13 protein-coding genes are annotated in these 15,214 nt (G+C 37.4%); 6 read left to right on the top strand and 7 right to left on the bottom strand.

Annotated elements, in window-relative coordinates:
* Positions 1-92 precede the first annotated feature (92 nt).
* Entirely contained in the window at positions 93-1,202 is a 1,110-nt protein-coding gene (locus K2N75_RS08760; RefSeq protein ID WP_297680148.1) for a methyl-accepting chemotaxis protein, read from the top strand.
* Positions 1,203-1,250: 48 nt separating this feature from the next.
* On the opposite strand, the gene K2N75_RS08755 is transcribed toward K2N75_RS08760, so the two are convergent.
* The 4 genes from K2N75_RS08755 to hemE form a co-directional block, all read right to left on the bottom strand.
* Positions 1,251-1,814 carry a flagellar FLiS export co-chaperone gene (locus K2N75_RS08755; protein WP_297680147.1) on the bottom strand — a complete coding sequence of 188 codons (564 nt, stop codon included), beginning with the start codon at positions 1,812-1,814 and terminating at the stop codon, positions 1,251-1,253.
* A 178-nt stretch (positions 1,815-1,992) separates the two neighbouring features.
* The gene (gene kcuS / locus K2N75_RS08750) at positions 1,993-2,205 is read right to left on the bottom strand and encodes a KCU-star family selenoprotein (protein WP_297680149.1); all 213 of its coding nucleotides are present in this window, start codon (positions 2,203-2,205) and stop codon (positions 1,993-1,995) included.
* Between the two features lie 22 nt (positions 2,206-2,227).
* Positions 2,228-4,345: a carbon starvation CstA family protein gene (locus K2N75_RS08745; RefSeq protein ID WP_297680146.1), complete on the bottom strand. Its 2,118-nt coding sequence runs from the start codon at positions 4,343-4,345 to the stop codon at positions 2,228-2,230.
* Between the two features lie 301 nt (positions 4,346-4,646).
* Positions 4,647-5,660: a uroporphyrinogen decarboxylase gene (gene hemE, locus K2N75_RS08740; RefSeq protein WP_297680145.1), complete on the bottom strand. Its 1,014-nt coding sequence runs from the start codon at positions 5,658-5,660 to the stop codon at positions 4,647-4,649.
* A gap of 136 nt (positions 5,661-5,796) precedes the next feature.
* Between hemE and secA the strand changes: the two genes are divergently transcribed.
* The 5 genes from secA (at position 5,797) to K2N75_RS08715 (ending at position 12,346) form a co-directional block, all read left to right on the top strand.
* Positions 5,797-8,358: a preprotein translocase subunit SecA gene (secA, locus tag K2N75_RS08735; protein ID WP_297680144.1), complete on the top strand. Its 2,562-nt coding sequence runs from the start codon at positions 5,797-5,799 to the stop codon at positions 8,356-8,358.
* Positions 8,358-9,623 carry an ABC transporter permease gene (locus K2N75_RS08730; RefSeq protein ID WP_297680143.1) on the top strand — a complete coding sequence of 422 codons (1,266 nt, stop codon included), beginning with the start codon at positions 8,358-8,360 and terminating at the stop codon, positions 9,621-9,623. Before secA ends, K2N75_RS08730 begins: the two co-directional genes overlap by 1 nt.
* Before the next feature lie 11 nt (positions 9,624-9,634).
* On the top strand, positions 9,635-10,486 hold the full coding sequence (locus tag K2N75_RS08725; protein WP_297680142.1) for a radical SAM/SPASM domain-containing protein: 852 nt from the start codon (positions 9,635-9,637) through the stop codon (positions 10,484-10,486).
* Between the two features lie 613 nt (positions 10,487-11,099).
* Complete coding sequence (locus tag K2N75_RS08720; protein ID WP_297680141.1) at positions 11,100-11,507, top strand: sulfatase-like hydrolase/transferase; 408 nt, start codon at positions 11,100-11,102, stop codon at positions 11,505-11,507.
* A gap of 290 nt (positions 11,508-11,797) precedes the next feature.
* The gene (locus K2N75_RS08715) at positions 11,798-12,346 is read left to right on the top strand and encodes a gamma carbonic anhydrase family protein (RefSeq protein ID WP_297680140.1); all 549 of its coding nucleotides are present in this window, start codon (positions 11,798-11,800) and stop codon (positions 12,344-12,346) included.
* Positions 12,347-12,384: 38 nt separating this feature from the next.
* Here the strand turns inward: K2N75_RS08715 and K2N75_RS08710 are convergent, their stop codons facing one another.
* Genes K2N75_RS08710 through K2N75_RS08700 form a run of 3 tightly spaced genes read right to left on the bottom strand, consistent with a single transcriptional unit; the run spans position 12,385 to position 15,213 of the window.
* The gene (locus tag K2N75_RS08710) at positions 12,385-13,044 is read right to left on the bottom strand and encodes a lactate utilization protein C (protein ID WP_297680139.1); all 660 of its coding nucleotides are present in this window, start codon (positions 13,042-13,044) and stop codon (positions 12,385-12,387) included.
* Positions 13,037-14,479 carry a LutB/LldF family L-lactate oxidation iron-sulfur protein gene (locus tag K2N75_RS08705; protein ID WP_297680138.1) on the bottom strand — a complete coding sequence of 481 codons (1,443 nt, stop codon included), beginning with the start codon at positions 14,477-14,479 and terminating at the stop codon, positions 13,037-13,039. Before K2N75_RS08705 ends, K2N75_RS08710 begins: the two co-directional genes overlap by 8 nt.
* The gene (locus K2N75_RS08700) at positions 14,476-15,213 is read right to left on the bottom strand and encodes a (Fe-S)-binding protein (protein ID WP_297680137.1); all 738 of its coding nucleotides are present in this window, start codon (positions 15,211-15,213) and stop codon (positions 14,476-14,478) included. The genes K2N75_RS08705 and K2N75_RS08700 overlap by 4 nt, the downstream gene beginning before the upstream one ends.
* Position 15,214: the final 1 nt, after the last annotated feature.

Below are 15,214 nucleotides of genomic sequence, written 5' to 3'. Positions count from 1 at the left end.
GATTCTATATAATTTATTTTTTCAATAAAAATTTTGGATTTTTTAGATAAAATTAAATTTTCTTATTCAAAATCAAAGAAGGGGATGTTTTAATGTTTAATAACAACAAGAGAGAACAGGAATTAATAGCAGAGAATAAAGCATTGCACGCAAAAATTGAGCAACTTGAGAATGCCTTACGCAAATGCAGCGAAGAAAAAACTGAGCATAGCTTACTTATTGAAAAATACAATGCTGATGAAAATCGTATTAAAATGTTCAATAGAATTTTAAATATGATAACCATTTCATCTTCTAAGCATTTGAAAATTTTGCAAGATAACTTTGCAAATTCTGTTGAAATGTTACAAGAAGCAAAAAAAACTTCTACAGAAAATGTGCAACAAACCAAAATCCTTGAAGAAGCGATTACGAGCGGTGTTACTAACGCAGTAGAAAAACTTAACAACTTCCAAACAATGATTTCACAAGTCTATCAAGACCTTGACTCCATTACAAATGTCATCAACCTTATCACTGATGTGAGTGACCAAACCAATTTACTTGCCCTCAATGCCGCGATTGAAGCAGCACGTGCAGGAGAACACGGAAGAGGATTCGCTGTCGTAGCCGATGAGGTGCGCAAACTTGCAGAACGCGCACAAAAAGCAACCAAAGAAATTGAAATGAATATCCAAGTATTACGCCAAAATTTCTCTGAAGTGCAAACTTCCACAGAAGAAATTGTAGATGAAATGGACCAAGTCAATGGAGAAGTTACAAAGTTTATCCAAGTAGGAGAAGCTTCTATGGATGTGCGCCAAAATTCTGCAAATGTATTAGATACTACATTTATCGGGCTTGTTAAATTAGACCATTTGCTTTTCAAAATGAATAGTTATAGAGCTATTGTAGATAACAATAAAGAATTACAATTAGCCAACCATCACGATTGCAGACTTGGAAAATGGTATGAACAAGGAAACGGCAAAGAAATGTTTAGTAAATTGCCAAATTATAACAACTTAGAATCTCCACACGCAAATGTGCATGATTCCTTTAAAAATGCGTTAGAGTTATTTAAAAATAAAGGCTTAGATGCAAATGAAGAAATTTTATCTTTATTTGAAACAGGTGAAGCGGCTTCTGATGATGTGGTAGATGTTTTGGATAAACTTCTAGAGGAAAAAATCTCTGATAGAAATAATCAAACACAACGTTAGAAAATCTACTCTTTAGCACTCGCTTTAATTAGCGAGTGCTAATTCTTATTACCCAAACAAACCTTTTAATGTATTAGGGTCAAAATTTTCAAAGTCAAATTCTTGAGTGGTGGGAGCACCAATCGGCAAACTTGCCTTTTCAATCAAATCACTAATCTTTCCCATTTTTTGCATAATCTCATTATGCTTATTTGTTAAACTCTCACTAATAGAACCTTGAATCTGACTTGGCAATGGGAGAGAAAGTGAAACATTTTCTCCTGCAAGCGTTAGCGTTAATTCCTTTCCAAAGAGCGATTCCCCTTTAAATTGAGCGGCTTTAGCAGTATTATCTAATTGTGCTATATTTTCTCCACTACTTTTTATTTGATTTCCTAATCCATTTAATGTAATATCTGCAATCTGCATTGCACCAATCATTTCATTTGCACCTTTGACACCATCACTAAACTTGCGAATCTCTAAAGCAGTTTGCGATAAATTAGGTAACTCTTGCGTCTCTTGCACTTCTTGAGATTCTACTTTTGCCGAATCTTGTTGTGGCTTGATAGCACCCACTTGAGGATTTGGGTAAATATTTCCTATTCCATAAGGATTTACTGAAGATAGCATTTAAACTCCTTTTTAAATTTTAAAATTTAAAAGCATTTCTTATTCCACTTTTTATTTCTTTATTGTTTAAATAGGAGATTTTAGGAAAATTGTTGTTTTGATTTTACAGATTAATTCAGAGGACAAGATAAAATGCCTAGTTCCTTAGTGTATCCATAAACTTATGGTGTTTGGCTTATCAGCATTTATTTCTTCCCGCGCCATATTTTGCTTCCATTGCTTCTTTGAAAAATTCCCTTTGAGATTTTGGAATCTTATCAGGGTGATTTTGCCGCATATGTTCCACATATTTGTCATAACTTGGCATGCCCACAAGCAAATGAAAAAACCTATCTGAACGCCGATATATTTGGATAAGGTTAGAAGCAAATGCTTCTAACCAAACTTTTATGCTCTTGGTGATTTTTGGATTTTTATCCGTGTGCGGCAATTTTTCCTTCATACTTACTAGCCTCCTCATAAGGGGATTCCGCAAGTGGAATATCTATTTCACCTTTTGTTGCTTTAAGGCAAATGCGAATGGTTTGAATTAAAATCAAGCAAGTAACAAACATAAAGAATGCACAAAGTCCTGCATTGACTAAGTTATTTGTCGCAATTGTCGCAAATCTTTCTGCCAAAGCTGGGTCTGTTGCTTGCGCTGCTTTTGCACTATTGATTTGCCAAAGTGCAATATGACTTACAGCATCATGCACTCTCTCGCCATTAGCTGGAAGCAATTTCAAAATTCCCGCATAAAGCGTAGAGATTAAAACCCAAGCAGCAGGTAGAATCACAACCCACGCTTGTTTTGCTTTGCCCATTTTAAAAAGCACGGAAATTACAAGTAATAACGCCATTCCAGCCAACATTTGATTAGAAACTCCAAAGAGTGTCCAAAGTGATTTTACACCACCTTGTGGGTCAGTGATTCCTTGATAAAGGATATAACCCCAACCTGCAACACAAATCAAGGTCGCAATCACACCCCAAAACATAGATTGAATATTTCCAATAGGAGCATACACATTACCCAATACATCTTGCACCATAAAGCGTCCCGCACGCGTTCCTGCATCGACAGCAGTCAAAATGAACAATGCTTCAAAAAGAATCGCAAAGTGATACCAAAACGCAGTAGAGCCTTGATTAAATAAAGGAACTTCCGAAATAATTGTTGCCAAACCAATCGCAAAAGTTGGTGCGCCTCCTGTTCTGCTCAAGATACTTTTTTCGCCAATATTTCCTGCCATATCTAAAATTTCTTGTGGCGTAATGACAAAACCAAAATTGTTAATTGTTTGTGCTGCAACTGCTGCTGCTTGCGCTACATCTGTGATTCCTGTTGTTCCAAGCCCTGCAGGAGCAACATTGATAGAAAAATACAATCCTGGAGTTAAAATACACGCAGCAATCAACGCCATAACTGCAACTGCCGATTCCATAACCATAGAACCATAGCCTACCATTCTTGCGTGGGATTCTTTCTCTAACATTTTTGGAGTTGTCCCACTAGAAATTAGCGCGTGGAATCCGCTAATTGCCCCACAAGCAATGGTAATAAAAAGGAAAGGAAAGAGCTGTCCGCTAAAAACCGGTCCTGTCCCATCAATAAACTTCGTAACACTTGGAAATTGAATATCTGGTGCGACAATCAAGATTCCTGCTGCCATTAACACAATCACACCGATTTTTAAGAATGTGCTTAGATAATCACGAGGAGCAAGCAAAAACCATACAGGGAGAATCGCTGCAACAAAGCCATAACCAATCATTATATAAGTTAATGTAATGGGTGTTAGTGTAAATATCGCGGATAAAGTTGGGTTTGCGGCAACTTCTTGTCCATAAAATAACGCAAGAAGCAACAATACAAAACCGATAATACTAGCCTCACCTATTTTACCCGGTCGTAAGAATCGCATATGGATTCCCATATAAATTGCGATTGGAATCGTCATTGCAATCGTGAATAACCCCCAAGGAGATTCCGCAAGAGCATTTACAACTACAAGTGCCAAAATCGCAATAATCAACATCATAATGCCCAAAATCCCTATCATTGCAATACTTCCAACGCCCTTACCTAACTCTAGTTTGATGATTTCACCTAGTGATTTACCATTGCGGCGCATTGAAACAAAAAGCACCGTAAAGTCATGCACTGCTCCGGCAAGCACAACACCAACCACAACCCAAATCATACTAGGCAAATATCCCATTTGGGCTGCCAAAATTGGACCCACAAGAGGACCAGCACCAGCAATAGCGGCAAAGTGGTGTCCAAACAAAACAATTTTATTCGTTGGACAAAAGTCGCGTCCATCGTTCATCGTTAATGCAGGAGTCGCGCGATTGTCGTCTAAGCCTAAAACTTTTTCTGCAATGTATTTTGAATAGAATCGGTAACCAATCATATAAATACATACCGCGGCTACCACAATCCATACTGCAGAAATTGTCTCGCCTTGATGTAATGCCAAAACACCAAAGCACCAAGCGCCAATAAGAGCTACAATCGCCCAAATAACCATACTCAAAACTTTATTCATAAAGCTCCTTCCTAAATCTAATTCGTGCTACCTAAGAGCGAAACCATTATACATTGGATTCTAAAGCATATCAATTAAATTTTAAACATTATCGTTTTATTTTACAAAAAACTATTTTCAAATGTTAATTTTTTACCCATTTTGTTAAGAATAGATAATTTGATTAAAAAAATAAAAACTATCAAAAACTATTTCATAGAAATCAAGGATAACTAATGCCAAAACTCCTGCCCTTGCAAATTAAAATTATAAATTGCTATGAAATTTGTTAAAATTTCTTACAAGGACAGCATAATGAAATCTAGCGGTAATTATGGATAAACTCCACAAGCTTGATTGCATTCTCACGTGGCAAATCCGGAAGCATTCCGTGTCCTAAATTAAAAATATGTGCAGAATCTTTCATCAACTCCAAAATCTCCCGAGCGCCCTCAAGCATAGAATCTGTATTATAGATTCTGCACGGCTCTAAATTGCCTTGCAAAGCATATTTATGCCCCAATTTTTCTTTTGCGATTCCAAGCGGTGTGCTCCAATCCACGCCAAAGACATCAAATTCTCCGTCTATTCTTTCCAAATATGCAGAGATTCCTTTGGGGAACAAAATCACAGGAATATGGGGATATTTGCGTTTTATGAAACTTGCAATCTCTTTGCAATATTTCCAACCAAACTCCAAATACGCACTCTCTTCTAACGCACTTGCCCACGAATCAAATACCATTACTGCATTCACTCCTGCTTGTATTTGCGATTCTAAATAATGTTTTAGATTGTGTGTAACTTTTGCAAGGATTGCGTGTAGAAATTGTGGGTTGGAATACAGAATCTTTTTAGACTTCGCATAAGTTTTGCTCCCCTCCCCCTCAATCATATAGGTTGCAAGCGTCCAAGGCGCACCGCAAAATCCAATCAATGCTTTCTCTTTAGCTAGATTTTGGCGCGTTAGAGAAATTGTATCATACACATAATCCAATCTTTTATACGCTTCATCGCTTAAGTCTTCCAAATCCTTTTGGAATTCTATGGGTTTAGCAAATTTTGGTCCCTCTCCTGCATAAAATCCTAAATCCATTCCCATTTCAAGCGGCACAACCAAAATATCACTAAACAAAATTGCCGCATCAACATTCAAAATCTCCACAGGCTGCAAAGTAACTTCACTTGCTAATTTCGGATTCTTACAAAGGCTTAAAAAATCTCCTGCCTGCTTACGCACTTCTTTATATTCACTCAAATATCTTCCCGCTTGACGCATAAACCACACAGGTGTGTAAGGAGTTTTTTTCTTAAAACACGCATCAACAAAAATCATTTTTTCCTCTTTAAATATAAAATATTTCGTTGTATTTTATCTAAGTAATAGTGCATTTATGCTAAAATTACGACTTTTTAGATTGCTTTATTATTATTTTATAAAATAGAATCTAACATAAGGAAAGGTTTAGATTATGATACTCACCCTTGTAAAGAAAATTTTTAGCAGCAAAAACGACAGATTGATTCGCCATTATCACAAAGAGATTCGTAAAATCAACGCTCTAGAAGAAAACTATCAAAAACTAAGTGATGAGGAATTAAAAGCAGCTTTTTTACAGCTAAAAACTCAAGTTCAAGAAGCGCAAGATTCCAAAAAAGCCCTTGAAGAAGTGCTTTATGATTCGTTTGCAATCACAAGAGAGGCAAGCAAAAGAGTTTTGAATCTGCGCCATTTTGATGTCCAACTCATCGGTGGAATGGTGTTACACGAAGGTAAAATCGCGGAAATGAAAACGGGTGAAGGAAAAACTCTCGTCGCCACGCTTCCTGTTTGCCTCAACGCTATGGTTGGCAAAAGTGTGCATATCGTAACAGTCAATGACTATCTTGCCCAAAGAGACGCGGAGCTTATGCGTCCGCTTTATGAATTTTTGGGATATTCTGTGGGGGTAATTGTCAGCGGAAATTATGACGACAAGGATAGATTGCAGCAATATTCTAGCGATATTGTCTATGGCACAAACAACGAATTTGGATTTGATTATTTGCGCGACAATATGAAATATGACTTCCACCAAAAAGTCCAAAAAACACATCATTTCGCAATCGTAGATGAAGTGGATTCTATTTTGATTGACGAGGCGCGCACTCCTTTGATTATTTCAGGTCCCGCCAATCGCACTTTAGATAATTATAAAGCAGCCAATGTTGTTGCACTGAAATTAGAAGAAGAAAAACATTATACTTTGGACGAAAAAAATCGCACGATTCTACTTACCGAAGAAGGCGTCAATGAGGCAGAAAAACTCTTTGGTGTAGATAATTTATACAGCATTGAAAATGCGATTTTAGCACACCATTTAGACCAAGCGCTCAAGGCAAATAAGCTTTTTAAAAAGGACAAAGATTATGTCGTGCGGGAAGGTGAAGTCGTCATTGTAGATGAATTTACAGGGAGATTAAGCGAGGGGAGACGTTTTAGCGAAGGGTTACACCAAGCCTTAGAGGCAAAAGAAGGAGTGCAAATCAAGGAAGAATCCCAAACGCTTGCGGATATTACTTATCAAAACTACTTCAGGCTTTATGAAAAACTCGCCGGAATGACAGGAACAGCACAGACAGAAGCAAGCGAATTTCTACAAATTTACAATTTAGAAGTTGTTTCTATTCCGACAAATGTGCCTATTTTGCGCCAAGATTTAAACGATTTGATTTACAAAACAGAGGCGGAAAAGTTTAAAGCTTTGGCAACAAAAATCATAGAACTCCACCAAAAAGGACAACCGATTCTTGTAGGGACTGCCTCCATAGAAAAAAGCGAAAAAATCCACGCATTACTCCAAAAAGAAAGAATCCCACATTCTGTGCTAAATGCTAAACAGCACGCCAAAGAAGCCGAAATCATCAAAGACGCAGGGCGCAAAGGGGCTGTAACGATTGCTACTAATATGGCTGGACGCGGGGTGGATATTAAGATTAATGACGAAGTGCGCTCACTTGGCGGACTTTATATCATCGGGACAGAAAGGCACGAATCACGCAGGATTGACAATCAACTAAGAGGACGTAGTGGGCGACAAGGCGACCCGGGCACAAGCCAATTTTATCTAAGCCTTGAAGACCCATTATTGCGGATTTTTGGAAGTGATAAGATTAAAAACATTATGGACAAACTAGGATTAGACGAGGGAGAGCACATAGAATCTCATCTCGTTACGCGTTCGGTTGAAAACGCACAGAAAAAAGTAGAAAGTATGCACTTTGAAGCAAGAAAGCATTTGCTAGAATACGATGATGTCGCAAACGAACAGAGAAAGGCAATCTATCGCGTCCGAGATGAAATGCTAGACCCCAACCACAATATTTCGCACAAAATCATTGAGAATCGCCAAGAAGCCATTACAATGCTTTTGCAAAAATGCGAAGTTTTTAGCGAGGAAGATGACTTAGGATTGCTTTGTGCGCAAGCGCAAGAAGATTTTAATGCACTTTTAAATCAAGATTCTTTAAAGGAATACTACAAAACAAATCATAACTTTGAAGGCTATATTGAAGAAATTTTATCCCACGATTATGAAGAAAAAATGCAGATATTAGACGAAAAAACGCGTAATGAGATTGAAAAACTCGTTTATTTGCAAACATTAGACAACTTGTGGCGCGAACATCTCTATGTAATGGACAATCTCAAAACAGGAATCGGGCTTCGTGGATACAACCAAAAAGACCCGCTTGTAGAATACAAAAAAGAAAGTTATAATCTTTTCTTGGAGCTTGCCGCACAGATTAAATACACTGCAATTAAAATGCTTCAAAAAGTGCAACTAAAACCCGCGGTCAAAGAAAATGAAAAAGAAGCAGAATTAGCACGTCAAAAACTAACAGATTCCACTAAGGGCGCGACTTTTGGTAACACAAAAACAAAACCCGTGCGCAATGAACCTTGCCCTTGTGGAAGCGGCAAAAAATATAAAGATTGTTGTGGCAAAAGCGGACCCAAAAGCGGCGTATTAGCAAACCGCAAGGAATCTTAATGCAATCCTTACCCTCTACTACTTCCTCGCAAAACACCAAACTGATTTCTTTTTTAGTGCGTCGCTATTTGCGATTCAATAAGGCGCAGCCTTTTATTTCTGTTACCGCAATTTTAGCGTTTTTGGGTGTTTGCATTGGCGTAATGGTTTTAATCGTTGCAATGGCATTAATGAATGGATTTGATAAGGAGTTTGAGCGCAAATTATTTATTATGAACTATCCTATCACTGCCATAAGTAGCGGATTTGAAGCGATAAACTCTTCTATGCTAAAAGAAATGGAATCGCGCTTTAAACATCTAAGATTCAGTCCCTTTGTGCAAATGCAGGCAATTTCCAAAAGAGGGGCAAGAATGGAAGGCGCAATGATATTTGGCGTGGATTTTGAGCGCGAAAGCAAGCTGAATCCTATTTTCCAAACAGCATTTGAAAAGACCCAAAAATCCTATCAACAAAATTTTGGCTTGCCTTATGAAAGCAACACATTTGACATTATTGTAGGCAAAACCCTGCAACAACAATATGGCTTGCAGTTAAACTCTAAGCTTCTCTTGATTTTTACGCATTTAACTCCCACCGCAATGAGCCTTACTCCCACAATGAAACATTTTAATGTTGTGGGCATTTTTGATTCTGGATTGATTGCCTACGATAAGGGTTATATTTATACTAATTTAGAATCTCTGCAAACTATCAAAGAGCTGCCCTATGATGTTTATGATGGAATCCATATTTATTCTGATGATGCACGCAAAGACATTCTTGCCCTACAAAAACATTATCCACAAATTCATTTCGTGGGTTGGTGGGAGCAAAATGGCAATTTCTTCGCAGCTCTTGCTCTAGAAAAACGTGCGCTCTTTATCGTGCTTATGTTGATTATCCTTGTCGCCTCACTCAATATTATTAGCTCGCTTTTGATGACCGTAATGAGTCGGCGTAAAGAAATTGCCTTGCTTCTCACAATGGGCGTAAGTGCAACCGAAATCAAAAAGACTTTTTTGTATTTGGGGAATTTTATTGGCATTAGCGGGATTCTTGTCGGTGGAATCCTAGCAGCCATCATTCTTGTGTTGCTTTCTTCCTTTCCCATTATTTCATTACCAGCGGATGTTTATGGTAGCGACAAATTACCTTTGGAATTGTCTTTAATAGACTTGGTGCTCATTCTCATTGGTTCTTTTGGAATCGTTTTTTCCTCCTCTTATTATCCTGCCAAAAAGGCAACACAAATTGACCCTTTGCAAGTTTTGCGTAATGAATAATCTTAAAAGAAATGCGATTCAACAAAATTTTTATTGAAATCACGAATTTTTGCGGATTAAATTGCAGTTTTTGCACGCCGACAAAGGCAAAAGACATTATGCCTTTAAGTCTCTTTAGCAGGATTGCAAAAGAGATTGCGCCCTATACGCATTTTTGCGCCTTGCATATTTTAGGCGACCCTCTAAGTGTAGAATCACTAAAGGAATATTTGGATATTGCCGAGAATTTTAAACTAAAAATTGATTTAACGACAAGCGGATTCTATTGCAATGTAGAAAACTCTAATCTTTTGCTCCATCACCCAAGCATTCATCAAATCAATATTTCCCTTACAAGCGCACTTTATCAAAAAGAATCCATTGCGCTTGATTCCTATCTCAAAGCCATTTTAGAGCTTTGCACCTTACACCAGAAGCTAAAAAGTGAGAAATTCATCAACTTAAGACTTTGGAATCTCAACAAAGACTTTAGCGCGCCAAACAAAAATACGATTCTCTATCAACGCTTAAAGGACTTTTTTCATCTTGATAAAATTGTGCCCACCAAAACGCGCCTTGCTTATAAGATTCATCTAGTGGGTGCGCCCTTTTTTGAATGGGTTAATCCCCAAAAAACAAAAATAAGCAATGGATTTTGCTATGGCGCAAGCAAGCAATTAGGAATCCTCTGCAATGGCGTTGTTGTGCCTTGCTGCTTTGATACTAAAGGCGCAATTCCTCTAGGCAATCTCTCCACCCAAAACCTCAAAGAGATTCTGCAAACACCACGCATAGAATCCCTAATTCAAGGATTTAAAGAGGGAAAACGCATAGAATCCCTATGCCAAAGCTGCTCTTATCTACCACAACCCGCCTCACAATAGCAGAGAGGTGGTGCAATGACGCAATGGTTAGCTTTTTATCCTTGCGGAATCTTATAATAACAAAAACACACAGCATTCCATCTCCAATTAACATTCTATTTAATCCCTTATTCTTCACAACTTTAATCACACAAAAGCATTCTATGCGCTCATTTTCTTTGGTTTAACTTTAGCCTTTAGATTCTTTATAATCCAAACAAAGACCTTGATTCCTTATTTTGGGAGCAATCCGCAAGCAAGGGTTTATAATGCTCCATTCTATCAGTTCTATTCTGTCGGAAAGTGTTTCAAACAAGATTTTTCCAAACAACCTTTTTGACTTTATCCGATAATACAAAATTAAGAATCCTCAAGAGAAAAAATTGCTTATTTTGGTTGTGGAAGAAACTGCTAGAGCAGCAAATTACTCACTTGGAACATATACGTGTAATTCTGTATTCAATATTTTCTCCTCTTGTGGCACTTCAATAGTAATTAGTGTGCCTTGTATGTTTAGCTTTAATCCGCACAAAGGTTTAAACCTCTGAATTTCAAGAAAATGTGCTAGATATTTTGAAAAATATTGCGTAAATGTTGTTTGGCTAGACAATAACTATGGTTCTTGTCAAGGAGTTTGCAAACAATTAACAATGTCCAACAATTTGATGTTGGTTATAATGTCGTCTTGCTTGAAGAGTTTATGAAAGACTTACCAACTTTAGAGGGGAACAATCTTTATGTTTTACATTTGCAAGGTTCGCACGGACCAGCATATCATAAAAGATACCCAGAGAATTTTCGTCGCTTTACTCTCACTTGCGATACAAATGAGCTAAGCAAATGCACACAAAAACAAATCCATATTCCAAGCATTGCATACCACAACAACGCAACCCTTAACGACCTTCTTAAGCAATACAATAACTTCAAGTTCTCCCACAATAATCTTGCGCACTCAATGCTAGGATTTTTTGATATAGAAAGCCCGCTCTACAATGAACCTTATAATATTTTTGGTGATTCTTTAAAGCCAAATTCTTAAACTAAATTTTGAGTAAAATTTAAACAATTTTTGAAATAAATGCTTAGATTCCAAAGAGCGACACTGAAATTCAAAAATAAAGAAGCAAAAGATTGTAAAATATTTATTGTTCATCTAAATTTAAGGAAAAAATGCAGGTTAGCAGGGATTATCAGAATTTTGCAAGAAATCTAACACTTGCGAAACAGATTTGAACAGAGCAACAAACGCAGCTTGGCAACATATTATTTATTTGCTTGATGAAGTAAGCCAGCAAAGAAAACCTTATTAAAACCTACAAAGGAGAGAGAATGTTATTAAATTTCAAAGGAAAAAGCCCAAAAATAGCCCCTAATGTATTCATTGCGGAAGGAGCCAAGATTATCGGTGAGGTGGAAATCGGGGAGGATTCTAGTATATGGTTTAATTGCGTGCTAAGAGGAGATGAAAACTTTATCAAAATTGGCAAGCGCACAAATATTCAAGACTTGACTACTTTGCACATTTGGCACAGACTCTTTGATGATAAGGGCGAAATAATAGACACGGGCTTCCCTGTTATTATTGGAGATGATGTTACAATTGGGCATAATTGCATTATTCACGCTTGCAAGATTGAATCTTGTTGTCTTATTGGTATGCACTCGTGCATTATGGACGATGTTTGTATTGGAGAAAATAGCATTGTAGGAGCTGGGAGCGTCGTAACAAAGGGTAAAAAATTTCCTCCACGTTCGCTTATTTTAGGAAATCCCGCAAAACTTGTTAGAGAATTAAAAGAAGAGGAAATTGATCTTATCAAAGAATCGGCACAAAATTATGTCCGTTTCAAAAATGATTTCTTGGCTAATTTATGTTAAATAAACTTGGGATTCCACAAGCAGAATCCCAAAAAAATCTAATATAAAATAATATGCACTTTTTGTGAGCCATGCACACCAAACACCGTGATGAGTTCAATATCGGCAGTGCGTGAGGGACCAGCAATAAATAAAATATTGCTAGGTAAAACTTCGTTTTCAGCTTTCACGAGATTTAAAGCCTCCGCCAAACTTCCTACAATATTTTCTTTCTTTAGCAACATAATGCAAAGCGTCGGCGCAAGACTTAGCATTCTAGGTTGAGTTTTGGACGAATGCACGAGAGCAACGCCATGTGAGCTCACACCCACTCTCGCACGAACGACAGAAAAATCACTATGAAACACATCTTCCCTTAGATTCTCAATTTCTTGATTAAAGCATACTTTCTGTGCTGCTTCAATTTTATTTAAATCCAAATCCAAACTTTCAGAATAAATCATTTTTTGATAACCATAACTTTTAACAATTTCATTGATTTTGTTTTCCAAATTATGACTATCGCATTCCTCTACAATATACTTATTGTCCGTCATTTTGCGTTTCATTTCCTCTAGCATTTCTCCACTTCTTTGGATATGCGCCACAGGGTCAATACTAGGCTTGCGTTCAAACTCTGGCATTTTATAAGCTCTTTTTAATCTCTCCAAAATTTGCTTTTTGCTTCTTTGTGAAATACTCTCAATCCTATTAGTCATAATGCACCCCTTCTAGCTTTTGAATCTCTTGATAAAGGTTGCCTTTGATTTGTGGCAATTCCTTGAATGCACTCCATTTTTTAATTACAGGCAAAGAATCTTTAAAACGATGTAAAGCACCATTGAAATAGTGTGCATTACCAAGTGATAATCTCCACAATGTGCCATTAGTTGCAACTTTAGCAAACCCTTGCATACTTAAAGATTCACATTTGTTAAGTTTCAACATACTTGCACCCAAAGGAGGATTTTTCCCTTCTCCTACTTTATTCGCCCTTAACTTTCTAATCAAATCTGCAAGCGGAATCTTTACGGGGCAAACTTCACTACATCTTCCGCAAAGTGAGCAAAAACTCAAAATATCTCCTGTTAAATCAATTCCAAAAAGATTCGGGCTAATCACTTCCCCAATAGGTCCAGGATAAATCGTTTGATAGGTATGCCCTCCAATCTTATCATAAACGGGACAGAAATTCATACACGCTCCACAACGAATACAGCGCAATGCCTCATAATAATCAGAATGCGAAAGCATATCACTTCTATGATGGTCAAACAAAACGATGTGCACCTCTTTTGGTCCGTCTAAATCACCATTTTTTCTCGGGGAAGTGATGATATTATTATAAGTTGGTATAAATTGTCCTGTCGCAGAGGGAGTAAGCAAATGCACCATTGTTGCTGCGTCCTCAAAGGTTTCCATTACCTTTTCAATCCCACAAATTGCTACGTGAATTTCTGGAGCTGTGGTGCACATTCTCCCATTTCCCTCATTTTCAATCAGCCAAAATGCGCCCTCTTTGGACATTGCAAAATTCACGCCACTTAAACCCATTTGCAAGCCCTCAAACTCATCTCTTAAGTGTTTTCTTGCAATCGCATTGAGTTTTTCAGGCTCGGATTCCAAACTAGAACCCAACTTTTCCTCAAAAATCTTGCCTACTTCATAGCGGTTGCGATGAATCGCTGGCACAACAATATGCACAGGAGTTTCGCCATTAAGCTGCAAAATAAGCTCGCCCAAATCTGTTTCAATGGCACTAATCCCCTTTTTCTCCAAGAAATGGTTTAACCCGATTTCCTCGCTCGCCATAGATTTACCTTTAAGAATCTTACGAATATTTTTTTCTTTCATTAATTCATAAATGATTTCGCAAGCGTCCTCACCACTTGAAGCCCAATGCACTTGTATGCCATTTTTGATAGCATTTTTTTCAAACTCCAACAATCTTTCCTCTAAGCTCATCAAGGCATTATTTTTTGCTTGCATTGCCTTATCTCGCAATCCTTGCCAATTTTCAAATTTATCCTCAATGATTTTTAAGCGATTTCTTTGCAGTGTGTGCATAGCAACATTCAAATTTTCTCTCATTTGAGAATCGTTTAACTTAGTATGCACTATTTCCTCGTGTGAGATTCTATGTTCTACACTCATAAGCTCACCCCCTCTAATCGTTTTAATAAAAATTCATAAAGATGAATGCCTTTGGTATCTATTCCTAGCTTGCTCATTGTGCCTTGAATATTTAAAAGACAACCCCCATCTCCACTGACAACATATTTTGCGCCTGTTGCCTCTATGTCTTTGATTTTCTGCATTGCCATAGCATTAGAAATTTCAGGCTCTTTGACAGAAAATGTCCCACCAAATCCACAGCATTCCTCTTCAAACTCCAAAGGAACTAGCTCTACATTCTTTAGTCGTTTAAGTAGATTTTTACTCGCTTCCACACTTTGTTGAATCCTTAAAGCATGACAATTTGAATGCCAAGTTACCTTGACATTCTCTCCTTTGTCTTGATAATCTACATTCAAAACTTCATCTAAGTATTGACTTAACTCTATCACGCGTTCGCTAAACTGCTTCACTAAGCCAAAATTAGAATCCCCCTTGAATAGCTCCAAATAATCGTGGCTCATCATTCCCGCACAAGAACCACTTGGCACAACGATAGGATAATCCTCCCTAAATTGCTGAATATTATAAAGTGCAACCTCTTTACTTTCTTTAAAATATCCAGAGTTAAAAGAAGGTTGCGCACAACAGGTTTGATTCTTTTTAAAGATTACCTCCACTCCTTCACGACGAAGGAGCTTGATTGCACTTAGCACAACCTCTTGCATTGTAGCTGTGCCTAAACAAGTTGCAAAAAAATATACTTTCCTCATT

The sequence above is a fragment of the Helicobacter sp. genome (assembly GCF_029067145.1).
Taxonomy (GTDB): Bacteria; Campylobacterota; Campylobacteria; order Campylobacterales; family Helicobacteraceae; genus Helicobacter_D.
Note: the sequence above shows the minus strand (reverse complement) of the source record. Positions and strands in the feature narration are given on the sequence as shown.